The following is a 21,484-nucleotide window of genomic DNA, read 5'->3' on the forward strand; positions in this document are numbered from 1 at the left end:
TTGTCGCGCTTCGACGGGCGTAATCATACAGGATGGGTGTTCTTTTTGAGATGCTCGCATGCCGTTTTAGGCTTGCTGGGCGGGGCTGTTGCCGACTCACGCAACTTTGCGTGGCTGACCCGGGTCAATCGTGCGAGGAATGTCAATCCGCGCCTTCGATCGTTCGATCGCCGCCCACTTTTATCCGGTAGCCGATGCCCTCCCACCACTTCATCGCACTCTCGCGCGCGTCTTTGCGTACCCTCTTCGCCGCGGCGCTCGTCTGCCATGCATCGGCAAGCAGCGCGGCGCCGGTTTCCGGTCCGCCCGTGGCACACGGTGGCATCGTGGCCGCGGCGGTGCATGTCGAGCCGCCCACGCAGGCTTCGCCCGTCGTGCCCATTGCGCCGTCCGAGCAGTACCCCACGCTCTATCGCGACGTGCAACTCGCGCATCTCTATCCGGACAGCAAAACCTTCGCGGACATGGTGCCGCTCAGTCCGCCCGCGCAGCTCGCCGCCGCTTACGAAAACGCGAAGCAGCAGCGCAACTTCAGTCTCGCCGACTTCGTGAAACACAACTTCACGCTGCCCGCGCGCACGGCGAAGGCCTACGTCTCCGATTCGAACCAGGACGTGGTCGGCCATATCGATACGCTCTGGAACGTGCTGCGCCGCGAGCCGGATGCGGCAGCGAGCCCGTGGTCCTCGCTGCTGCCGCTGCCGTACGCGTATATCGTGCCGGGCGACCGATTCGACGAGATCTACTATTGGGACTCGTACTTCATCATGCTCGGCCTCGAGCAGAGTGGCCGGCATGCACTGGTCGTCGACGAACTGAAGAACTTCGCGACACTGATCGACCGGTACGGCCATATTCCGAACGGCAATCGCACCTACTATCTCAGCCGCTCGCAGCCGCCGTTCTTCGCGCAGATGGTGCGCCTCGTGGCCGATCGGGACGGCGACGCCGTCTATGCGCAATATCTGCCCGAGTTGCAGCGCGAGTACGCGTACTGGATGGACGGCAGCGAAGGCCTTGCCGCAGGCCATGCGAGCCGGCATGTGGTGCGCCTGCCGGACGGCACCCTGCTCAACCGCTATTGGGACGAACGCGCGACGCCGCGCGACGAGTCGTATCGCGAAGACGTGCTGACCGCGCAGCAGACCCCGCAACGCGATCCCGCGGACCTCTGGCGCAATCTGCGCGCGGGCGGTGAAACCGGCTGGGATTTCAGCTCGCGCTGGTTCGCGGACGGCAAGACGCTCGCCACCGTGGACGTGACCTCGCTCGTGCCCGTCGATCTGAACTGCCTGCTGGCCGATCTGGAGCGCACCCTCGCGAAGGCCTATCGTCTGCGCGGCGACCGCACGCATGCGGAAAATATGGAGCAGCGCGCCGCCACCCGCGCCGAAACCATTCGCCGCGTATTGTGGGACCCACAGTTGCAGGCATTCGGCGACTACGATTTCGTGCATCACACGCTGACACACAGACTCACAGCCGCGACGGTGTATCCGTTGTATACGGGCGTAGCCAGTGGTCAGCAGGCGAAGCTTGTCGCCGCCACCGTGCAGCGCGAATTGCTGCGCCCCGGCGGGCTCGCTACGACGCAGGTGGCGAGCGGCCAGCAATGGGACGCGCCGAACGGTTGGGCGCCGCTGCAATATCTGGCCGTGATCGGCCTGCGGCGCTACAGCGAACCGGCGCTTGCGCACACCATCGCGACGCGTTGGATCAGAACCAATGTTTCGTACTACCAGCACACGGGTAAGCTCGTCGAGAAATACGATATCGATGCGGCGACGCCGGGCGTCTCCGCGGGCGGCGGCGAATATCCGTTGCAAGACGGGTTCGGCTGGACCAACGGCGTGCTGCGGGCGTTGCTGGTGCTGTATCCGCAAGCGGTGCGGACCTCACGCCCCGGCGATATTCCCGAAGGTCCGGCGGGCGTGTCGGCAGCCGCGTCCGCCGCTGCCGCCGCGCCTAAGAACACGCACCGGCTAAACGGCGCGCGGGTGAACCCGTAGCATCGACAACCCTGGCCGGTTCGCGCCAGCCAGGGTTTCGCACCACTCGCGAGACGCCTTACGCCGGCACGGTCTCGGCCTGCCCGGCACGCGACCACACGCGATGCTGCCCAGCCGCCTTGATAAAGGCCTTCAGCACTTCGGCGGCCTGCTTGTCGTCGCCGGTTGCCACGCCGTCGGCATTGTCCGGCAAGTGCGCGGCGGCGAGCACGTCGCGGCCCGCGCCGATCGCCGCAATCGCCTTCAGATGCTTGAACGCCTCCAGCACGAAATGCCGCGCGTCGCCTGATTGCGCCAGCGTCTTCGCGCCCTCGCCGCCTCCCACCACGATCACCGCGTCGAACATGATCGACGGCAATCCGGCGATCGTCGCGTCCGGCGCCATGCCGTCGATCGCGGCAAGCGTCGGGGCGATCAGCATCGGCGCCGCGCCCTCGCCTTGCAGCGTCTGCTGAAGCTTCCTGATGGCGGCGCCATCCGAACCGGGGGCGGCCAGCAAGGCGATCTTGCGGGTCTTGATGCCGGGCTTCACCCGGTTAAGAAGACTCAGCGCCGGCGATTCCTTGGGACCGGACAACTTTGCCGTGCCTTTCTTCGGCGCCGGCAAACCCAGTCCTTCGGCCACCTGCGCCGCGAGCCCCGCATCGAAGTTGGCGAGAATCTCGTTGACCACGCGCGCACGGATCTCCGGCTTCGTCACCTTGCCGAGTTCGAACTGATAAGCCGCGGCGATATGGTCCTTTTCGGGCTGCGACATGCTGTTGTAAAACAGCGCGGCCTGCGAAAAGTGATCGGCGAACGATTCGCTGCGCACGCGGATCTTGGTGCCTTCCACACGCTCCTGATAGCTCTCGAAGCCGCCATCGGCAGGCGCCGGAGGGGTTTCCTTCGGCCAGCCGCCGCTCAGCGAATTCGGCTCGTACGAAGCCTGGCCTACATGGATCGTCTGCCGGTGCATCGCGTCACGCTGGTTGTTGTTGAACGGGCACACGGGCCGGTTGATGGGGATTTCGTGGAAGTTCGGGCCGCCCAGGCGGCTGATCTGCGTGTCCGTGTAAGAGAACAAACGCCCTTGCAAAAGCGGGTCGTTCGAGAAGTCGATACCCGGCACCACATGGCCCGGATGAAACGCCACCTGTTCAGTTTCGGCGAAGAAATTGTCAGGATTGCGATTGAGCGTCATCTTGCCGATGATCTTCACGGGCACGAGTTCTTCGGGAATCAGCTTGGTCGGATCGAGCAGGTCGAAGTCGAACTTGTGTTCATCCGCTTCTTCAACGATTTGCACACCGAGTTCGAACTCCGGAAAATCGCCTCGTTCGATCGACTCCCACAGATCGCGCCGATGGAAGTCCGGATCTTTGCCGGCCAGCTTCTGCGCTTCATCCCATAGCAGCGAGTACGAACCCAGCACCGGGCGCCAGTGAAATTTGACGAAGCGGCCTTTGCCTTGGGCATTCACGAAGCGGAACGTGTGAATGCCGAAGCCTTCCATGGTGCGCAGGCTGCGCGGGATCGCGCGGTCCGACATGGTCCACAGCACCATGTGCGCGGATTCGGGCACCAGCGAGACGAAGTCCCAGAAGGTGTCGTGCGCGGATCCGCCCGTCGGCATTTCGTTCGGCGCTTCCGGTTTGACCGCATGCACGAAGTCGGGAAACTTGATGGCGTCCTGAATGAAGAACACCGGCATGTTGTTGCCGACCAGATCGTAATTGCCTTCCTGGGTGTAGAACTTCACGGCGAAGCCGCGCACGTCGCGCACCGTGTCGGCGGAGCCGCGCGGACCTTGCACCGTCGAAAAGCGCACATAGACCGGCGTTTGCACAGCCGGGTCCTGCAGAAACGCGGCTTTGGTGTACTCGCGCATGGACTCGTACACCTGAAACACGCCATGCGCCGCCGAGCCGCGCGCATGCACGATACGCTCGGGAATACGCTCATGGTCGAAGTGCGTGATCTTCTCACGCATGATGAAATCTTCAAGCAGCGAAGGGCCGCGGGGACCTGCGCGCAGGGTATTCTGGTTGTCGGAGATCTTGACGCCCTGATTGGTTCTTAGCGCCTCACCTTCCGGACTGACTCGAAACTGTTCGAGATCCTTCGATTTCGGATCCGATTCGGGACCATTCGCCTGCGCGTTTTTCGCTGCGGGCTTCTGTGCGTTCGTTTTACCTGCCATGGGAATCTGCTCCTTGCGTTCGGGGCGTGCCGGCGGGGAACTCCGGGCTGACGCACCGAAACAAGGGAGCAAACGGTGTACCTGCGCGCCGAGGCAGCGAACGGCTCGACCGCGCATGCCGAATGCCTAATGCCTAATGCCTAATGCCTAATGCCTAATGCCGAAAGGGTAAGCATGCGGGCGAGCCATGCGGCGCGCGCAATTCGCGCGCCGCCGGCCATCGACTGCCGACGCGCAGACGCTGTATCAGAAGCGGTAGTTGATGGAAATATCGGCTACGCCGTTGGCCTTGCGATGCGTGACCGGACTATTGCCCGCGCTTCCCACCAATTGTTCGAAAGCGCCGTCCGCGGTGGCGAACCAGTGCTTGTCGAACAGCCACACCGCGCTGACGCCGAAACCCACTGACTTGAAGCCCGCGCTGGCGTGGTATTGCGAATACTGCGAATGGGCCGCCTGACTCTGATTCACGCCGAACCAGCTATTCATGTAGGTGGAGTCCGCGAGCGACACATTCGGGCCGGCGAACCAGAAGAACTTGTTGGTGCTGCCCGGCATCGGCATATACGCGCCGAAATCGCCGATCCAGCCATTCGAGCCGCCGAAATAGCGTCTCACGTCCGCACGCAGCACCAGCGGGAAATCCTTCGAGATCACATATTCGCCGGCCAGTTTGATGCCCGGCGCGGGATTGATATTGCCGAGGCCGTTCAGTTCCTGCGGGTCGTCATGGCCGCGCCGTCCAAGATCGTAGACGGCCGCAAGACTCGCGCGCCAGTTCGGGCCTTGTGCGAAGTTGACACCGAAACCCTCGCCGCTCGACAGGAAGAACAGATCCTTGTAGCGCACGTCCACGCTCGGACCGGTCATCAGGTGATACCGGTCGGATCCTTCATAGCGCGGCTGGAACGACGTCGCCATGCCGAGGCGCACCTGCCAGTCCGGGATATTCGGCTGCCACATCTTCTGCAGCGGAATACCGACCGAATATTGCCATTCGCCGAGCGGCGACGGTGTCTGAGCCGAGACCGACCCCGGTAGCACGGCGACACCGCCAATAGTCGCGGCGACGAGAGAAGTCGCCGCGATGCCTGTTTGTTTATTGCGGAGCCTGCCGCCCCGCTTTCTACGGCTGTTGAACACCAGAATTCTCCGATCTCGCATGTCGCGAGGAGGGTTATGGGTTCGCCCAAGGCCCGCAATGGATAAAAACGGCCCCGGGCGGCCGCCGCTCTGTCAGGTGCGGCATGTAACTTTTTCAGCGAACGGCACGCGCTGTCCGGCAAAACACACGACTTGCACGCGGCCGATGGTCCGTCAGACGGACATTTGTCTAACCAGACCGGTGCGAAAGATTTGCCGATGGATGCATCTTTGCAAAATGCGGGCCCGAGCAGTGGAGCGTAGGTTCGGATTGCGCCGGCGCGGCCGGCTTGACCGTGGCCGCGAGCGAGACATGTGCAACTGACGCGCCGGCTTTCAACCGCCTCGAGATCGCCCGATCGAGGCGCTCGATCGGTTGCAGCGGACCTGCCGGCACTGCAACGGCAAGGGTAAGGGCAACCGCAGTCCGACTTGGGTCGTCACGAATTTTTGTTGCATCCATAACCATTTTTACCAATCCTTTGTTAATTCGAATTGCCCTACCTATTTTCAAAATTATGTCTAGCGAAATTTTTTCGCAAGCACATTTCCAGTGCATTTGCCTACCATTTCTATACCGCGAACGGATGCTGTTCGCGTCTCATTTACCGATCAAGGAGCTGCCATGAACCTGCAACGATTCCCTCGTTACCCGCTGACTTTCGGGCCGACGCCAATCCAACCGCTAGCGCGTCTGAGCAAGCACCTCGGCGGCAAAGTGCATCTGTATGCGAAACGCGAAGACTGCAACAGCGGCCTGGCGTTCGGTGGCAACAAGACACGCAAGCTCGAATATCTGATCCCTGAAGCGCTTGCTCAGGGTTGCGACACGCTCGTGTCGATCGGCGGCATTCAGTCGAACCAGACGCGCCAGGTGGCGGCCGTGGCGGCTCATCTGGGCATGAAGTGCGTGCTGGTGCAGGAGAACTGGGTCAACTATTCGGACGCAGTCTACGACCGCGTCGGCAACATCCAGATGTCGCGCATTCTCGGCGCCGATGTTCGCCTCGTGCCCGACGGCTTCGACATCGGTTTTCGCAGGAGCTGGGAGGATGCGCTGGAAAGCGTGCGGGCGGCCGGCGGCAAGCCGTATGCGATTCCGGCAGGCTGCTCGGATCACCCGCTCGGCGGCCTGGGTTTCGTCGGCTTCGCGGAGGAGGTGCGGGCGCAGGAAGCCGAATTGGGCTTCAAGTTCGACTATGTCGTCGTGTGTTCCGTGACCGGCAGCACGCAGGCCGGCATGGTGGTGGGCTTCGCCGCTGACGGCCGCGCCGATCGCGTGATCGGCGTCGACGCTTCGGCCAAACCCGCGCAGACGCGCGAGCAGATCACCCGCATCGCGAGACAGACCGCGGAGAAAGTCGGCCTGGAGCGCGATATCACGCGGGCCGACGTGGTGCTCGACGAGCGCTTCGCGGGTCCGGAATACGGATTGCCGAACGAAGGCACGCTGGAAGCGATCCGCTTGTGCGCGCGCACGGAGGGCATGCTGACCGATCCCGTCTACGAAGGCAAATCGATGCACGGCATGATCGAAATGGTGCGCAACGGCGAATTTCCGGAAGGCTCGCGCGTGCTGTATGCGCACCTCGGCGGGGTGCCGGCGTTGAACGGCTACAGCTTTATCTTCCGAGACGGCTGAACGCTCCGACCGGCGGCCAGCACCGGCAAGCAGCGACCGGCGCCTGTCCAGCCGGTCGCTGCTTTACTCGTGCGCTTTACTCGTGCGCTTTACTCGTGCGCTTTACTCGTGCGCTTTACTCGTGCGATTGCACCGGATCACCGCCCCCGGCTGACAAGCACGCGGTCAAACAAGGCTTTACGCGCTCAAGCGCTTCCTCAAATGCTCTCTCAAGAACTCCGCGAACGCCCGGATCGTGAGGGAGCTTTGCCGGTGCTGCGGATAAACGGCGTAGACGCTCGTCGCAGTAGGCAGAAACTCTTCGAGCACCGGTACGAGCTGACCGGTCTTCAGCGCGTCCGCGACGATAAAATCAGGAAGCCGAACAATCCCGAGGCCCGCCACGGCCGCATCGCGCACCAGTTCGCCATTGTTGGCGCGCAATGGACCGTGTACCTCGACGCCCTTCGTCACACCATCCACGACGAACTCCCAGTTCACCGCCCCGCCATGGCCATACAGCAGACACGAATGACGCGCCAGATCGCCGGGCACCGCCGGTGCGCCGCGGCGGCGCAGATAGCCCGGACTGCAGCACGCCACCACCCTGATGTCCACGAGCTTTTGCGCGATCAGCGTGGAATCGGCCAAAGTGCCGATGCGGATCGCCATGTCGAAGCCCTCGCCCACGACGTCGACGGTGCGGTCGCTCAGATCCATCTCGAAGCGCACGTCCGCGTGCTCGCGCAGGAACATCGCCACGAGCGGCGACAGATGCGCCATGCCGAACGACATCGGCGCGCTCACGCGTAACAGGCCGCGCGGCCCGGCCCGCCGCAGCGACATGGCCTGCTCGGCGTCCTCGACCTCGCCGAGAATGCGTTTGGCGCGCTCGTAAAACTCCTGCCCGAGCGCGGTTACCGCCAACTTGCGCGTATTGCGGATCAGCAGTTGCACGCCGAGCGCCTCTTCCAACGCCATCACCCGCCGGCTGACGAACTGTTTGGACAGCGACAGCCGGTTGGCCGCCGCCGTGAAGTTACGGGCGTCGACCGTGGCGACGAAAATCCGCATGTCGTCAAGTTGCATCGTATTGTCCACTCCACATTGACAGTGTTTCCATTTACAAGGCGATTATAACCATCCGGATTGACCTACACTCTCATTCATGGATCGCGGGCCACCATCTGGCCGGATCGCCCAACCCAAGGAGAAAACGATGCTTGAAATCAGACACGCCAATCAACGCGGCCGCGCGGAGCACGGCTGGCTCAGCTCGCGTCACACGTTTTCGTTCGCGAACTATCACGATCCGAAGCAGAACGGCTTCTCCGACCTGCTCGTCATCAACGACGACCGTGTCGCGCCGGCGCAAGGTTTCGGCAAGCATCCGCACCGCGACATGGAAATCTTCTCGTATGTGCTGGAAGGCGCGCTGGAACACAAGGACACGATGGGCACCGGTTCGGTGATCGTGCCTGGCGACATCCAGTTGATGAGCGCGGGAACCGGCGTCGCGCACAGCGAATACAACCATTCGAAGAGCGAACCGGTGCACTTCCTGCAAATCTGGATCGCGCCGGGGCAAATGGGTACGGCGCCGCGGTATCAGCAGCGTCACTTCGGCGCGGACCAGAAGCGCGGTGTGTTACGCCTCGTGCTCTCGCCGGACGGCGCGAACGATTCGCTGGTGCTGCAGCAGGACGCGCGGGTCTACGCCGGTCTCTTCGACGGCGACGAAACCGCGCGGCTCGAACTGGCCAGCAATCGCTATGCGTATGTGCACGTGGCGCGTGGCAGCGTGAACGTGAACGGTGTCGAGTTCAAGGAAGGCGACGGTGCGCGTGTGCGCGGCGAAGAAGCGCTAACCTTCACGCAAGGTCATGACGCTGAAGTGCTGGTGTTCGACCTGCGCGACATCGAAACGTCGGCGTTGTGGGCCTAGACGGCTCGGCTTGAACGAATCGCCGTTCGAATGGCCTGGCAGGCTGACGGCCTGAGGGTTCAGAATCGGAGTGGCACTCGCCGGAACACACCGGCGGGCCCCGCTCTTCTTATCCTGTGAGAGAAAATCATGCGCTATACGTTATTGGAAAACCAGAAAGACGCGGTCATCCTCGTCGCCCGTGTCCTGTTGATGGTCCTGTTCATCATGTTTGGCTGGTCCAAGCTCACCGGCTTTTCCGGCACCGTCGCTTATATGACGTCGAGCGGCGCGCCGGTACCCGCGTTGTCGGCGGTGATCGCCGTGGTGATGGAACTGGTGGTGGGCATTGCGCTGCTGGTCGGTTTCTTTACGCGGCCGCTTGCCCTGCTGCTCGCGGTCTATACGCTCGGCACCGCGGTCATCGGCCACCATTACTGGAATATGACCGGCGCAATGCAGTATGACAATATGATTCACTTCTACAAGAACATCAGCATCATCGGCGGACTGCTATTGCTGTGCGTAACCGGTGCAGGGAAATATTCCATCGACAGGCGCTGAAGCCGCGCCTCGTGCGCTACGTTGGAACAAGAGCCGCCCGGTCGAAGCCGGGCGGCTTTTTTGCCTGCATCGAACCCTTCGCGCTAGCCGGCAAACTGCGCGAGCACGCGCTCGCGAATCGCCGGCCGGATATTCGCCTGCGCCATGTCGCCTCGATAGTGCGCGACCACGCGGGGATTCATCACGCGGAACCATAGCGGCGGCACGTACGCGAGCATGATCATCGTGGCGTAGCCCGACGGCAATTGCGGCGCGCCGTCGAAATGGCGCAGCGCCTGAAACGAACGCGTCGGATTCGCGTGATGATCGGCGTGACGCTGCAACTGGTACAGAAACAGATTGGTCACGATACGGTTGCTGTTCCACGAATGCTGCGGCCGGCAACGCTCGTAACGGCCGTTCGCGAGCTGCTTGCGGCCGAGTCCGTAGTGCTCCAGATAATTGACCACTTCGAGCAAGGACGCACCGTACACCGCCTGAATCAGCAGGAACGGAATCACCGTTTTGCCGAATAGCGCGATCATCGCGCCCCACAGCATCACGGTCATGGCCCACGAATGCAGGACCTCGTTGCGCCACGTCCACGGCGACTTGCCCAGACGCGCGAGGCGATGTTTTTCGAGCCGCCACGCGGACGCGATGCTGCCCGCTACCGTGCGCGGCAGAAAGGCCCAGAACGATTCGCCGTAGCGCGCGCTGGCGGGGTCCTGCGGCGTGGCCACACGCACATGGTGCCCGCGATTGTGTTCGACGAAGAAGTGCCCGTAAGCGACCGGCGCGAGCGTGATCTTGGCGAGCCATCGCTCGAAGCGGTCCGTCTTGTGGCCGAGTTCGTGCGCCGTGTTGATCGACACGCCGGTCGCCGCGCAGAGCGAGAGCGCGAAACCCAGGTAGTCGTACCACGCCAGCGCATGTGTGCCCACGATCCATAGCGCGCCGAAAAACGACACATACTCGATGAATGTGGCGAGATACACAACGCGCCGGTAATAGCGCTCTCTTTCGAGTGTGGGGACGATCTCTTCGGGCGGATTGCTGGGGTCGTCGCCGATCAGAAAGTCGAGTACCGGGATGATGCCGAACACGAAAATCGGCCCGAACCACCAGAAGATATGCCAACCAGTGTGCAGCGCCAGATTCGCGGCGTGCAGCGGCAAGGTGATCGTGAGCGCGCCTAGCAGCCACCAATAGCGCTTGCTGTCGACCCACCGCGCGGGCGCCGCTTGCGATGTCGCCATTGTCTCCCTCCTTGTTTTATGTCGCCCGAGGTCCGTGCGCGGCGGCATGGCGCACGCACGGGTCGGCGGGACTTTGCCCGACTCCCAGATTTATATGGCCTGGCGAGCGGGATAGCCAGGGAATTGGCCAGGGGAGAGTCTCCAAACGCGCGGGGCGGTAAAGAGGCGCGCGGAGTGGGAGCGTAGCGGGTGAATGAAACGGGTGTCTGAGGGCAGCACGCGCTGCGGAAAGCCGCTTGCCCCTTCCAGGGCCAATCCATATAATCAGCTTTCAAAACTACGTACGAGCGGGTGCGAAAAACGTAGCGCCGCCCGGGCAACCGGGTTCCACCAGGAGTGGAAAATTTGCCGTAAGGCAAAAAGAGAATCCCGCATACAACGGTTGCCGCAAGGCAGCCGTTGGTCTTTTTGTCACGCTCCCTCGCGTCTATCGATGGATCTTCCGGCCTGCGTAAGTTGCACGCAATAAGGTCTTCAAGGCCACCCTCCGGCCTGCCGCTGGCGTTTGGTCAGCTCCCGCTCGAGAAGATAAGCGGATTGAATTCTCAAGATAAGACGGTGCCGTCTCGCCTTATTCTTTTCTACCTCGAAAAACACCGCGTATAACGACGCCTTCCCATCGACGTTCACCTGTTGCATGGTCATAAAATTAGGTTGCCGCTCATCCGCTATAACAATCGGACGATTGCACAATGTCATGACGAGATTTCTTAACAAGAGCTTTGACAACGTGTAGCGAGCCGGATCGAGTACTCGCTGCTCACGGCCGTCGTCGTAAATCTCAGTGTCTCGAATCTCCGCACGCGCTCTTCCGTCTCGGGCGAAGCTGCGCGAAAAACAATGGCAGGAAAGCATCACCACCACTACCACCTTGCAATGGGCGCCAAGGTCACATTTGAAGGCGAAAGAATCCAGGTGGCTCAGATCCCACGTCGAGCCGTGGTAATCAATTGATTGAAAGCGGTGTGCGGTGTGTTCGACTGAATCAGGTACTTGTATTTCAAACTTCGACATAGACGAACGACGGAACTGGATCGGTCACATTCTACGCCGGTCGATTTCGTTCGCTATGCAAAATGATCCCACCAAGTGGCAGAAGACAAGTCAGATTCTCAATCTGACACCAACAATGCCTCATTCAAGCAGAACCATTGGGAGATGTCACAAGAGCTTTCCCACAAGTACACCCCAAAAAGAAGCGCGCCAACCAGGATCAAAATCTTTGCATAGCCAGCCTGCAACGCAAGCGCCAACAAAAACGGCGGCCCGAAGGCCGCCGTCCACTTTCCCCACCACTCCGTCAAACCGCTACTTCGGCTTCAGCCTCGCTAACGGCTTTCACTTCTTCGCTATTGCGAATCAGGTAATCGAACGCCGAGAGCGATGCCTTCGCGCCCTCGCCCACGGCGATCACGATCTGCTTGAACGGCACCGTGGTCACGTCGCCGGCGGCGAATACACCCGGCACCGACGTCGCACCGCGTGCATCGACGACGATCTCACCGTGCTTCGACAACTCGAGCGTACCCTTGAGCCATTCCGTGTTCGGCACGAGACCGATCTGCACGAACACGCCTTCCAGTTCGACCTGCTTCACTTCGCCCGAACGCAGATCCTTGTAAACCAGGCCGTTGACCTTCTTGCCGTCGCCGGTGATTTCCGTGGTCTGTGCCTGCGTGACGATGGTCACGTTCGCGAGGCTGCGCAACTTGCGTTGCAGCACTTCGTCGGCACGCAACGCGGCGCCGAACTCGAACAGCGTCACTTCACGCACGATACCCGCGAGGTCGATTGCCGCTTCGACGCCCGAGTTGCCACCGCCGATCACCGCCACGCGCTTGCCCTTGAACAGCGGACCATCGCAGTGCGGGCAATACGCCACGCCGTGATTGCGGTACTCGCGCTCACCCGGCACGTTGATTTCGCGCCAGCGCGCGCCCGTCGCCAGAATGATCGTCTTCGCCTTCAGCACGGCGCCGTTCGCGAGACGCACCTCGTTGATACGGCCGGGGATCAGCGCTTCGGCGCGCTGCACGTCCATGATGTCGACTTCGTAGCTCTTCACGTGCTGTTCTAGCGCCGTGGCGAACTTCGGCCCTTCGGTTTCCGTCACGGAGACGAAGTTCTCGATGGCCAGCGTATCGAGCACCTGACCACCGAAGCGCTCCGCCACCACGCCGGTGGCGATGCCCTTGCGCGCCGAGTAGATCGCCGCAGCCGCGCCCGCGGGGCCGCCGCCGACGATCAGCGTATCGAACACCGGCTTCTTTTCCAGCTCCTTCGCGGCACGCGCACCGGCGTTGGTGTCGAGCTTCGCGAGGATTTCCTTCACGCCGCTGCGGCCTTGGCCGAACACTTCACCGTTCATGAACATGGTCGGTACCGCCATGATCTGGCGCGCTTCGACTTCGTTCTGGAACAGGGCGCCGTCGATCGCCACGTGGCGGATGCGCGGGTTGATCAGCGCCATCACGTTCAGGGCCTGGACGACTTCCGGGCAGTTCTGGCATGACAGCGAAAAATACGTTTCGAATTGATAGTCGCCGTCGAGATTGCGGATCTGTTCGATCACGGCGTCTTCGAGTTTGACCGGATGGCCGCCGACCTGCAACAGCGCGAGGACGAGCGACGTGAATTCATGACCCATCGGAATGCCGGCGAAACGGATGCCCGTTTCCTTGCCCGGCTCGCCGATCGAAAACGACGGCTTGCGCTCGGCGTCGCCGCGACGCTCAATCACGTTGACGCGCTCCGACAACGTCGCGATATCGTTCAGCAATGCCAGCAGCTCTTGCGATTTCGCGCTGTCGTCGACCGACGCGACGATCTCGATAGGCCTGCTAACCTTTTCGAGGTACGTTTTCAACTGAGTCTTGAGATTGGCATCAAGCATGGCTATTCGATTCCGTGACGATGGGTGTTGGGTTCCCGGCGCCGCACGCATCCGGATAGGACGTGTGCGGCCCGGGGACGCGCGAACCGCGGTAAGAAGCGGTCCGCACGGTAGAGCGCCGTGGCGCCGCGAGGCGCCGACTGCGACAGGCCGTGAGACCTTAGATCTTGCCGATCAGATCGAGCGACGGGGTCAGCGTTTCTGCGCCCGGCGTCCACTTGGCGGGGCACACTTCACCCGGGTGAGCCGCGATGTATTGCGCAGCTTGCACCTTGCGCAGCAGTTCGCCGGCGTCACGGCCAATGCCGTTGTCGTGAATTTCGGCTACCTTGATTTCGCCTTCCGGGTTGATCACGAACGTGCCGCGCAGCGCCAGCCCTTCTTCTTCGATCAGCACGTCGAAGTTGCGCGAGATAGCGAGCGTCGGGTCAGCCAGCATCGGGTACTTGATCTTCTGGATCGTGTCCGACGTGTCGTGCCATGCCTTGTGCGTGAAGTGCGTATCGGTCGACACGCTGTAGATTTCCACGCCGAGCTTCTGGAATTCGGCGTAGCGATCGGCCAGGTCACCCAGTTCGGTCGGGCAGACAAACGTGAAGTCAGCCGGGTAGAAAACGAACACCGACCACTTGCCCTTCAGGCTTTCTTCAGTGACGGTCGCGAAATCGCCGTTGTGATAAGCCTGTGCTTTGAACGGTTTGACTTGACTATTGATGATCGGCATTTGCTGAGTCCTCTTTCTGAGTGGTTGGAAAGTGGAGTCAGTATGTCAGACGGCGCTTAATAGGTAAAGCGGATTGTTTTAATGATGGCGATAGTCTGACACTATGCCGAGCTGCTCGGCGGCTATTATGCCGTGGGCTCGTCTTTCATGAGCCGCCACAGGGTCGTGCGGCCGATTCCCAGCGCCCGGCTCGCCGCGGCGCGGTTACCGCCGACCTGTTCGAGGGCCCGCAGAACGTCCTCGCGGGTCGCACTCGTGCGGGCCGGGACGGTTTTGCCGCTGGGGTTCGAGCCGCTTGCACCGCCCGGCTCCCTCGAGCCGTTCGCGCTCGCCTCGCCGGCCACCGCCTGCGTCATGCGACCGAACTCCGGAAACACCGCCGCCCAATCCTGAGCGGCTTCGCCGGGATAGATCGCGGCGCGCGTGAGCAGATTGTCCAGCTCCCGCACATTGCCGGGCCACGCATAGCGTTCGAACAGCGGGGCGAGAAACGTCAGCACCCGCTCGAGCGCGGCCGCCGACAGCCCATATTGGAGCGCGCTGCGGCTTAACAAGTGTCGCGCCAGTTGCGGGACATCTTCACGCCGCTCGCGCAGCGGCGGCAATTCTATCTGAAGCAGATTCAGACGAAAATACAAATCCGCGCGAAACGCGCCCTGCTCGACCAGCGCGTGCAGGTCGCGGTGCGTGGCGGCGATCACTCGCACGTCGACCGGCGTGGCGCGTCCCGAGCCGAGTTTCATCACCTCGCGCTCCTGCAGGACCCGCAGCAGCCGACTTTGCAGCGCCGGCGGCATCTCACCGATTTCATCGAGGAAGATCGTCCCGGTGTGGGCGATCTCGAAGAGGCCGGGCTTACCGCCTCGCCGCGCGCCGGTGAACGCGCCTTCTTCGTGGCCGAACAGTTCGCTCTCGATCAGCCCCTCGGGCAACGCCGCGCAATTGAACGCGACGAACGGATTGCCGCGCCGCCGGCTCGCATTGTGAATGCCCTGGGCGACCAGTTCCTTGCCGGTGCCGCTTTCGCCGGTGAGAAGCACGGTGGCGTCGTGCGCCGCGCCTGCGCGCGCCAGCCGCCGCACGCGGCCAAGCGCCGCCGAGTCGCCGATCAGATCGTCCAGTTGATGCCGCGCGACGAGGTGTTTCGGCCGCTGGCTGGTCCGCAGCGACCGGTCGATGCGCTGGGCAACCAGCGCGTCCTGCAGCGTCACCACGGAGCCCGAGCGCGCGCCCTGCTCCACGATCGGCACGCAGTTGACGATCAACGCCCGGCCGCCGATCTGCTCGATGCGCTCCTCGATCGGCAGGTCGTGTTCGAGCGTTTCGCGCAGCAGCGGTCCGACGGCGCGCTCGACCTGCGCGGGCACGTCCTGCTCGCGGTCCAGACCGAGCAGTTCGAGCATGGCCGGGTTGACGGCTTCGACCTGGCCGGCCTCGTCGAAAGCGGCGACGCCGTCGCGCAGATGCGCCACGATCGTGTTCAGGCGCACGCGCTTCGACTCCTTCTGACGGCTCACGCGCGCCAGTTCGACCGAGCGCTCGAACGCTTCTTCAACCGCGCCGAGCGAGTACAGGAACACGCTCGCGAGGCCGGCCTGCTGGGCGAAATCGCAGGCCATGCCGGGCCCGATGATGACGCTGCAGCCTTCGGCGGCGAGGCTGTCGACCGCGAGCCGCACTTCGTCGATCGAACGATAGGCGCGCTGCTTCAGGCCGACTTTCAACCACGCGCTCAAGTCGGCCAGTTCGTGCGAGATCGTTTCGTGCAGCACGAGGCCGATCTGCGCGTTGGGCCACGTGGTCGTGGCCCGGGTGATCGCGCTCAGCACGTCGAAGCCGTTCACCTTGACCATCACCACCGGCACGTTCAGGTTGTCGCGCAGGTAAGCGCCGTTCGAGCCGGCGGCCAGCACGACGTCGACCGAGCCCGCGTCCACATAAGCCTGCAAGGCGGCGACGGCCGCCCCGTAGCCCTCCCGAACCGAAAAGAATTTTGCGCGCCCGGCATAGCGCGGCGCGACAGTCTCGCAAAGCGACTGCAACCGGCTGATACTCACCAATGCAACGCCTGGGCGACCCGGATCGGGACGTGCAAAGGACGACGTGAACGTGGACACGGCAGCACTCCGCTCTACATTGAAACGTTCCGTGAAACGTTCCACGGAACACAGACGCCATTGTGCCACGAATCGCCGAGCCGTCGCCTAGTATCTAACCCATTGATTGCCCAAGACAAATCGCCGGCGACGTCGAATGGCACGGTTCCTGCAAAACACCGTCCGCGTCTTATATCCGCTTTTTCTTTCTGGAGACATACCGTCATGACCACTTCCGCTACCCGCCGCGCCGCCTTCCGCGCCAAAGTCAACGAACGCCAGGGCCTGCTCGTGCCCGGCGCGTTCAACGCGATGAGCGCCCGCGTGATCGAGGACGCCGGCTTCGAGGCGATCTACATCACGGGCGCGGGCGTCACCAATATGTCGCTCGGCCTGCCCGACCTCGGTTTCATCGGCCTTGCCGAAGTCGCCGAACATACGGCGCGGATTCGCGACGCGGTCGCGCTGCCGCTGATCGTCGACGCCGACACCGGCTTCGGCAATGCGCTGAACGTGCGCCAGACAGTGCGCGTGCTCGAGCGCAGCGGCGCCGACGTGATCCAGTTCGAAGACCAGATCATGCCGAAGAAATGCGGCCACTTTTCCGGCAAGGAAGTGGTCAGCGCGAGCGAGATGGTCGGCAAGATCCGCGCGGCGGTGGATGCCCGCGAGGACGGCAATCTGCAGATCATGGCGCGCACCGACGCGGCCGCGGTCTACGGCATCGAGGACGCGATCGAGCGCGGCCATCGGTTCATCGAAGCCGGCGCCGACATTCTGTTTATCGAAGCGACCGAATCGCTCGCCGATATCGAACGTCTGCCGTCGCTGTTCGACAAGCCGCAACTGATCAATATCGTGATCGGCGGCAAGACGCCGGTGCAGTCGCGCGAGGCGCTCGCCAAGCTTGGCTACGGCATCGTGCTGTACGCGAACGCAGCGCTGCAAGGCGCGGTGCTCGGCATGCAACGCGCGCTCGGCACGCTCAAGAGCAACGGCCGCCTCGACGAGGACGCCACGCTCGTCGCGCCCTTCAGCGAACGTCAGCGGCTCGTCAACAAGCCGCTGTACGACAAGCTGGACCGCGAGTACGCCGCGAAGGATTGAGCGGCGCGTAGAAAACAGTGTTTGCGGCAACAGGCGAACGGGCATGCCGGCTTGCAGGCACGCCACGTGCGCCGAACCGCGTCGTGCGGCAGCGCTGGCCGGTCGGCCTGGGTGCGCACGCGCGGCCGGGTCCCGCCGGTTCAGCCTGCGTTGCGCGCGGCGGCAGTCTTCGCCGCGTGCGCGCCTCGCTCGCGCGCGGCGATGGCTTGGGTCGCCGGTGTGGCGCGATTTATTGCGTTAGGATTCAGGGCTAGCGCTCGCGTGCCGTCGTGGATGGCCGCGCCGGCGCGTCAATCGCGGCCGCGCGCGTCGCCCGTGCGCCTCGTCCGGATGCCGTCAACACGTTTTCGAAAGGTAGTCGCAAGCACATGAAGGCCAAACCACCGCGCCCAACGCGCCGGCACGCTCACGGCACTCGCGTCCTCGAGCGTTCGCACCACACTGCACGCAGCGTGTCGGGGACAGCCCAATGAGCGGCACCGATACACGCTACGCGCATGTCGGCTGGTTGCCGTATATCGTCGCGGCCACCTTCTTCATGGAGTACCTCGACACCACCGTGATCGCCACCGCGTTGCCGCAGATGGCTCACTCGTTCGGCGTCGGTCCCAACAGTCTCAGTCTCGGCATGACGGCCTACATGCTGGCGCTGGCGATCTTCATTCCGGCAAGCGGCTGGGTCGCCGACCGCTGCGGCTCACGCACGGTGTTCTTCAGCGCAATCGGCGTGTTCACCGTGGCCTCGGTGTTATGCGGCCTCTCGCAGAACGTGGTCGAGTTCACCGCCGCCCGTCTCCTGCAAGGCATGGGCGGCGCGATGATGGTGCCGGTGGGCCGCCTGATCGTGGTCCGCAGCACCGAAAAAAGCCGCATGATGCAGGCGATCTCGACCATCACGTGGCCGGCGATTGCCGCGCCCGTGGTCGGCCCGCCGATCGGCGGTTTCATCACGACCTACGCGTCGTGGCGCTGGATCTTCCTGCTCAACGTGCCGTTCGGGCTCGCTGCGATGGCCGTTGCGCTCGCGCTGGTGCCGAACCTGCGCGGCAGCGAACGCAAGCCGCTCGACGTGGTCGGCCTGCTGCTGAGCGGCGCGACGTTGACCGCGATTCTGTACGGCGCGGAACTGGCGAGCCAGCCCGGCGAGAATCCGTGGCTTGCCGGCGCGATCATTCTCGGCGGCTTGCTGATGGGCGTGGTGGCGTTCCAGCACGCGAAGCGCCATCCGCATCCGCTCGTCGATGTGTCGACGCTGAAGATCCCGACCTTCTCCGTGACGGTGGTGACGGGCTCGTTCACGCGCATCGGCATCGGCGCGGTGCCCTATCTGATGCCGCTGCTCTTTCAGGTGGGCTTCGGCTTGTCGGCGTTCAAGTCGGGGCTGTTGCTGCTCGCGAGCGCGCTCGGCAACCTCGGCATGAAGGCGCTGACCACGCGCATCCTGCAGCGTTACGGTTTCCGCATGGTCTCGATTGTCGATGTGACGGTGGCCGGCGTGTTCATCATCGCGTGCGGGCTGCTCACGCCCAACGTGCCGCTCGCGCTGGTGCTGTTCGTCGTATTCGTCTACGGCGTGGCGCGTTCGATGCAATTCTCCACGCTCGCCACGCTGGCCTATGCCGACGTCGCGCAACCGCAGATGAGCGCGGCCAGCACGCTGTGGAGCGCGGCGGCGCAGATGACGATCGGCCTGGGCATCGCGTTCGGCGCCGTGTCGCTGCGTGCCGCGGCCTTCTTCAACGGCGAGACCACGGGTCGCGTCTTCACGCTCGACGATTTCCGTCTCGCGTTTCTGTTCGCGGGCGTGGTGACGCTGGTGTCCGTGACGGGTTACATGGGACTCGCACGCAATGCCGGACAGAGCATAGGCGGCGGGTCGCGCGGCAGCGAGGATCCGGCGAAGGGTTGACGGCGGGACGCTTTCACAGAACAGGCGGAGATACGGAGTGCAATCACACGAGTTGACGATTTCAAGCAACAAGGCCGATCTCGAGATGGAGACGGTCTACACGTTCCTGTCGCGGGAAACCGCGTGGGCCAAGGGCATGCCGCGCGATACGTTCGAGCGGGCCGTCGCGGGATCGCTATGTTTCGGCGGCTATATCGGCGGCCGGCAGGTCGCGTTCGCGCGCCTGATCACGGACGAGGCGACCTTCGCATACCTGTGCGACGTATTCGTGTTGCCCGACTATCGCGGCAAGGGATATGCAACCACGTTGATGAGGCACGTCTTCGCCAGCCCTTCGCTCCAGCGTTTGCGCAGAATCGTGCTGGTGACGACGGACGCGCATCACGTATACGCGCCGCACGGCTTCAAGGAGCTCGCGAATCCGGAACGCTATATGGAGTTGCATAACCCGGACGTCTACAAGACAGCTTGAACACGGCGCGGGCGAACCACGAAATAACCTGCCGGAGGGCCAACCGCCACCGCCGCTCAGACGGCTGCGTGGCGCGCGCCCGAGTCAGCCGTACGCGCGCTCGCGCATCCACTTCGTCATGATCCATTTGTCGCCCGCGAGCACCGGCGCACCGCCGTGCAAGGTCAACGGATCGAGTTGACGCTGGCCATTCATATAACGGAAATACACCGCGCCGCCCTGCCTTGCCGCGACCGACATGCCCGCTTCCGGGAAAATCGTTTCGCCGCCGTCGGGCACGTCGTTCAGATAGATCACCAGCGTGGCCACGCGCTGGCCGCCCTGTGCGGTATGCACTGCGCTGCCGGGTTGGCCGGGCGGGAAATAGTCGAAATGCGGCCGGTATTCGCCGGTCGTGCCGTAGTGCAGAATCTGCAGCCCTTCGCCGTTTTCGACCGGCCAATTCATCAGACTCGAAATGCGCCGGTCCATGCGCTCGATGAACGGATCTTCACCGCGCTGATACCAGATCCCTTCGCTGGTGCGGTTGCGGATCACGTCTTCCTTGCCGGTGTCCGGATTCACGGTGGTGGAGCGTTTCAACCGATGCCGCGAGCGTTCGATCATCTCGGCGCATTCGTCCGGCGACAGCACGTCGCCGAACACGATCACCTGCGGACGCTCGCAGCGCATCAATACACGCACGTCACGATCGTATGCCCGGATCACATTGCCGCGCGCAACGGGCGGATCGTCGTACTGGTAGGTTTGCGGCGCGGCTTTGGCGAGCGCCGCCTCGGTCGCGACTGCCGCGGCAAAGGCCGGATTCGCCGGGTTCTGGCCGAAGGTCCTGTGCACGGCCGCGCGCGCGGCCTCGTCGGCGAAACCGGCCTGCACCATGGCGTCGATCATCGAATCCGGACTGCAGCCGCGCGCCACGTTGCTGCTCAGCCACTCTTCCCATGCGACATCCACTACTGGCATAACGTTCCTCGTTGGTCCGCTTGAAGAAATACAGTATCGCGTGGCTGAATGATAGCAAGGGCGCAATCCTGTGCGTCACGGCTGCTGGCGCATCACGGCGGCTTGCGGCTCAGGCGCGCGGGTGCCGGCGCCGGTAGAGGTCGAGGCCCTTTCTCGCCTGCGCGCGGATGGCGCGCTGCACGAGCGGCGACCAGCCGAGCAGCGTTCCCTTCAGGCCCAATGCCTGACGCGTCCAACTCCACAAATCGAAGCGGTCGCGGTGTTCGACGATGCGGCCGTCGCGGAACACGAAACGGGCCTCGATGCGGTTGACCACCGCGTGGCCGGTCTGACTGAAAAGATAACGGGCCACCCAGCGCGCGCGGCCGCGAAGATCATCCGCTTCGACGCCCTCGAATGTCAGCGAGAAGTCCTGCGCGCGCGCCACCAGCATGCGCCACATGTCGCGCGCTTCGTCGCCGTGCAGCTCGCCGAACACGGGGTCGCTGAAGACGACGTCGTCGGCGTAACAGGCCGCCATGGTCTCGGCGTCGCGCTGCTGAAACGCCGTGTAGAAACGTTGGATCAGCTCGGTGTTGGGATGGCTCATTGTTCTGATGTCGTGCGTTGCCTGGTGATGAAAGCGATCCGGAAAGCCAC

18 protein-coding genes are annotated in these 21,484 nt (G+C 63.2%); 7 read left to right on the forward strand and 11 right to left on the reverse strand.

Translation table 11 applies throughout. The features are described 5' to 3' along the window. Positions 1-142: 142 nt before the first annotated feature. On the reverse strand, positions 143-325 hold the full coding sequence (locus CJU94_RS41870) for a hypothetical protein (protein ID WP_244221057.1): 183 nt from the start codon (positions 323-325) through the stop codon (positions 143-145). Between CJU94_RS41870 and treF the strand changes: the two genes are divergently transcribed. Next, positions 309-2,009 carry an alpha,alpha-trehalase TreF gene (treF, locus tag CJU94_RS23100; RefSeq protein WP_244221058.1) on the forward strand — a complete coding sequence of 567 codons (1,701 nt, stop codon included), beginning with the start codon at positions 309-311 and terminating at the stop codon, positions 2,007-2,009. The genes CJU94_RS41870 and treF overlap by 17 nt on opposite strands. A 58-nt stretch (positions 2,010-2,067) precedes the next feature. Here treF and katE read toward each other — a convergent pair whose 3' ends face one another. After that, positions 2,068-4,191, reverse strand: coding sequence for a catalase HPII (katE, locus tag CJU94_RS23105; RefSeq protein WP_095421005.1), 2,124 nt, complete (start codon positions 4,189-4,191; stop codon positions 2,068-2,070). A 246-nt stretch (positions 4,192-4,437) separates the two neighbouring features. Further along, the gene (locus tag CJU94_RS23110; protein WP_095421006.1) at positions 4,438-5,334 is read right to left on the reverse strand and encodes a MipA/OmpV family protein; all 897 of its coding nucleotides are present in this window, start codon (positions 5,332-5,334) and stop codon (positions 4,438-4,440) included. Between the two features lie 625 nt (positions 5,335-5,959). On the opposite strand from CJU94_RS23110, the gene CJU94_RS23115 reads away from it, so the two are divergent. After that, positions 5,960-6,976, forward strand: a complete 1,017-nt coding sequence (locus CJU94_RS23115; protein ID WP_095421007.1) for a 1-aminocyclopropane-1-carboxylate deaminase — start codon at positions 5,960-5,962, stop codon at positions 6,974-6,976. A 177-nt stretch (positions 6,977-7,153) separates the two neighbouring features. Here the strand turns inward: CJU94_RS23115 and CJU94_RS23120 are convergent, their stop codons facing one another. Further along, complete coding sequence (locus tag CJU94_RS23120; protein WP_095421008.1) at positions 7,154-8,044, reverse strand: LysR family transcriptional regulator; 891 nt, start codon at positions 8,042-8,044, stop codon at positions 7,154-7,156. Between the two features lie 130 nt (positions 8,045-8,174). Between CJU94_RS23120 and CJU94_RS23125 the strand changes: the two genes are divergently transcribed. After that, on the forward strand, positions 8,175-8,900 hold the full coding sequence (locus tag CJU94_RS23125) for a pirin family protein (RefSeq protein ID WP_095421009.1): 726 nt from the start codon (positions 8,175-8,177) through the stop codon (positions 8,898-8,900). Between the two features lie 129 nt (positions 8,901-9,029). Continuing rightward, positions 9,030-9,443, forward strand: a complete 414-nt coding sequence (locus CJU94_RS23130; protein ID WP_095421010.1) for a DoxX family protein — start codon at positions 9,030-9,032, stop codon at positions 9,441-9,443. An 83-nt stretch (positions 9,444-9,526) separates the two neighbouring features. On the opposite strand, the gene CJU94_RS23135 is transcribed toward CJU94_RS23130, so the two are convergent. The 5 genes from CJU94_RS23135 to prpR all read right to left on the reverse strand — a co-directional run bounded on the left by CJU94_RS23135 (position 9,527) and on the right by prpR (position 16,415). After that, positions 9,527-10,681, reverse strand: coding sequence for an alkane 1-monooxygenase (locus CJU94_RS23135; RefSeq protein ID WP_095421011.1), 1,155 nt, complete (start codon positions 10,679-10,681; stop codon positions 9,527-9,529). A gap of 474 nt (positions 10,682-11,155) precedes the next feature. Continuing rightward, positions 11,156-11,695 (reverse strand): hypothetical protein, encoded by a 540-nt coding sequence (locus CJU94_RS23140; protein ID WP_244221059.1) that lies wholly within the window; start codon positions 11,693-11,695, stop codon positions 11,156-11,158. A gap of 286 nt (positions 11,696-11,981) precedes the next feature. After that, on the reverse strand, positions 11,982-13,574 hold the full coding sequence (gene ahpF / locus CJU94_RS23150) for an alkyl hydroperoxide reductase subunit F (protein ID WP_095421013.1): 1,593 nt from the start codon (positions 13,572-13,574) through the stop codon (positions 11,982-11,984). A 160-nt stretch (positions 13,575-13,734) separates the two neighbouring features. After that, positions 13,735-14,298, reverse strand: a complete 564-nt coding sequence (ahpC, locus tag CJU94_RS23155) for an alkyl hydroperoxide reductase subunit C (protein WP_095421014.1) — start codon at positions 14,296-14,298, stop codon at positions 13,735-13,737. 125 nt (positions 14,299-14,423) lie between these two features. Beyond that, positions 14,424-16,415, reverse strand: a complete 1,992-nt coding sequence (gene prpR / locus CJU94_RS23160) for a propionate catabolism operon regulatory protein PrpR (RefSeq protein WP_095422755.1) — start codon at positions 16,413-16,415, stop codon at positions 14,424-14,426. Positions 16,416-16,619: 204 nt separating this feature from the next. Between prpR and CJU94_RS23165 the strand changes: the two genes are divergently transcribed. The 3 genes from CJU94_RS23165 to CJU94_RS23175 all read left to right on the forward strand — a co-directional run bounded on the left by CJU94_RS23165 (position 16,620) and on the right by CJU94_RS23175 (position 19,882). After that, positions 16,620-17,501 carry an isocitrate lyase/PEP mutase family protein gene (locus CJU94_RS23165; RefSeq protein ID WP_095421015.1) on the forward strand — a complete coding sequence of 294 codons (882 nt, stop codon included), beginning with the start codon at positions 16,620-16,622 and terminating at the stop codon, positions 17,499-17,501. Between the two features lie 469 nt (positions 17,502-17,970). Next, positions 17,971-19,410, forward strand: a complete 1,440-nt coding sequence (locus CJU94_RS23170) for an MFS transporter (RefSeq protein ID WP_095421016.1) — start codon at positions 17,971-17,973, stop codon at positions 19,408-19,410. A gap of 37 nt (positions 19,411-19,447) precedes the next feature. After that, the gene (locus tag CJU94_RS23175; protein ID WP_095421017.1) at positions 19,448-19,882 is read left to right on the forward strand and encodes a GNAT family N-acetyltransferase; all 435 of its coding nucleotides are present in this window, start codon (positions 19,448-19,450) and stop codon (positions 19,880-19,882) included. An 84-nt stretch (positions 19,883-19,966) separates the two neighbouring features. Here CJU94_RS23175 and CJU94_RS23180 read toward each other — a convergent pair whose 3' ends face one another. After that, positions 19,967-20,845, reverse strand: a complete 879-nt coding sequence (locus tag CJU94_RS23180; protein WP_095421018.1) for a 2OG-Fe(II) oxygenase — start codon at positions 20,843-20,845, stop codon at positions 19,967-19,969. A 109-nt stretch (positions 20,846-20,954) separates the two neighbouring features. Beyond that, a complete protein-coding gene (locus tag CJU94_RS23185) occupies positions 20,955-21,434 on the reverse strand; it encodes a nuclear transport factor 2 family protein (protein WP_095421019.1) in 480 nt (159 codons plus the stop codon). Positions 21,435-21,484 lie beyond the last annotated feature (50 nt).

Source organism: Paraburkholderia aromaticivorans, from assembly GCF_002278075.1.
GTDB classification, from domain to species: Bacteria; Pseudomonadota; Gammaproteobacteria; order Burkholderiales; family Burkholderiaceae; genus Paraburkholderia; species Paraburkholderia aromaticivorans.

Excerpts from the sequence above, each read along its gene's own strand:
- CJU94_RS41870 (WP_244221057.1), bottom strand. The coding sequence starts at position 325 with ATGCCACCGTGTGCCACGGGCGGACCGGAAACCGGCGCCGCGCTGCTT.
- katE (WP_095421005.1), bottom strand. The coding sequence starts at position 4,191 with ATGGCAGGTAAAACGAACGCACAGAAGCCCGCAGCGAAAAACGCGCAG.
- CJU94_RS23115 (WP_095421007.1), top strand. The coding sequence starts at position 5,960 with ATGAACCTGCAACGATTCCCTCGTTACCCGCTGACTTTCGGGCCGACG.
- CJU94_RS23120 (WP_095421008.1), bottom strand. The coding sequence starts at position 8,044 with ATGCAACTTGACGACATGCGGATTTTCGTCGCCACGGTCGACGCCCGT.
- CJU94_RS23125 (WP_095421009.1), top strand. The coding sequence starts at position 8,175 with ATGCTTGAAATCAGACACGCCAATCAACGCGGCCGCGCGGAGCACGGC.
- CJU94_RS23130 (WP_095421010.1), top strand. The coding sequence starts at position 9,030 with ATGCGCTATACGTTATTGGAAAACCAGAAAGACGCGGTCATCCTCGTC.
- CJU94_RS23135 (WP_095421011.1), bottom strand. The coding sequence starts at position 10,681 with ATGGCGACATCGCAAGCGGCGCCCGCGCGGTGGGTCGACAGCAAGCGC.
- CJU94_RS23140 (WP_244221059.1), bottom strand. The coding sequence starts at position 11,695 with ATGTCGAAGTTTGAAATACAAGTACCTGATTCAGTCGAACACACCGCA.
- ahpF (WP_095421013.1), bottom strand. The coding sequence starts at position 13,574 with ATGCTTGATGCCAATCTCAAGACTCAGTTGAAAACGTACCTCGAAAAG.
- ahpC (WP_095421014.1), bottom strand. The coding sequence starts at position 14,298 with ATGCCGATCATCAATAGTCAAGTCAAACCGTTCAAAGCACAGGCTTAT.
- CJU94_RS23165 (WP_095421015.1), top strand. The coding sequence starts at position 16,620 with ATGACCACTTCCGCTACCCGCCGCGCCGCCTTCCGCGCCAAAGTCAAC.
- CJU94_RS23170 (WP_095421016.1), top strand. The coding sequence starts at position 17,971 with ATGAGCGGCACCGATACACGCTACGCGCATGTCGGCTGGTTGCCGTAT.
- CJU94_RS23180 (WP_095421018.1), bottom strand. The coding sequence starts at position 20,845 with ATGCCAGTAGTGGATGTCGCATGGGAAGAGTGGCTGAGCAGCAACGTG.
- CJU94_RS23185 (WP_095421019.1), bottom strand. The coding sequence starts at position 21,434 with ATGAGCCATCCCAACACCGAGCTGATCCAACGTTTCTACACGGCGTTT.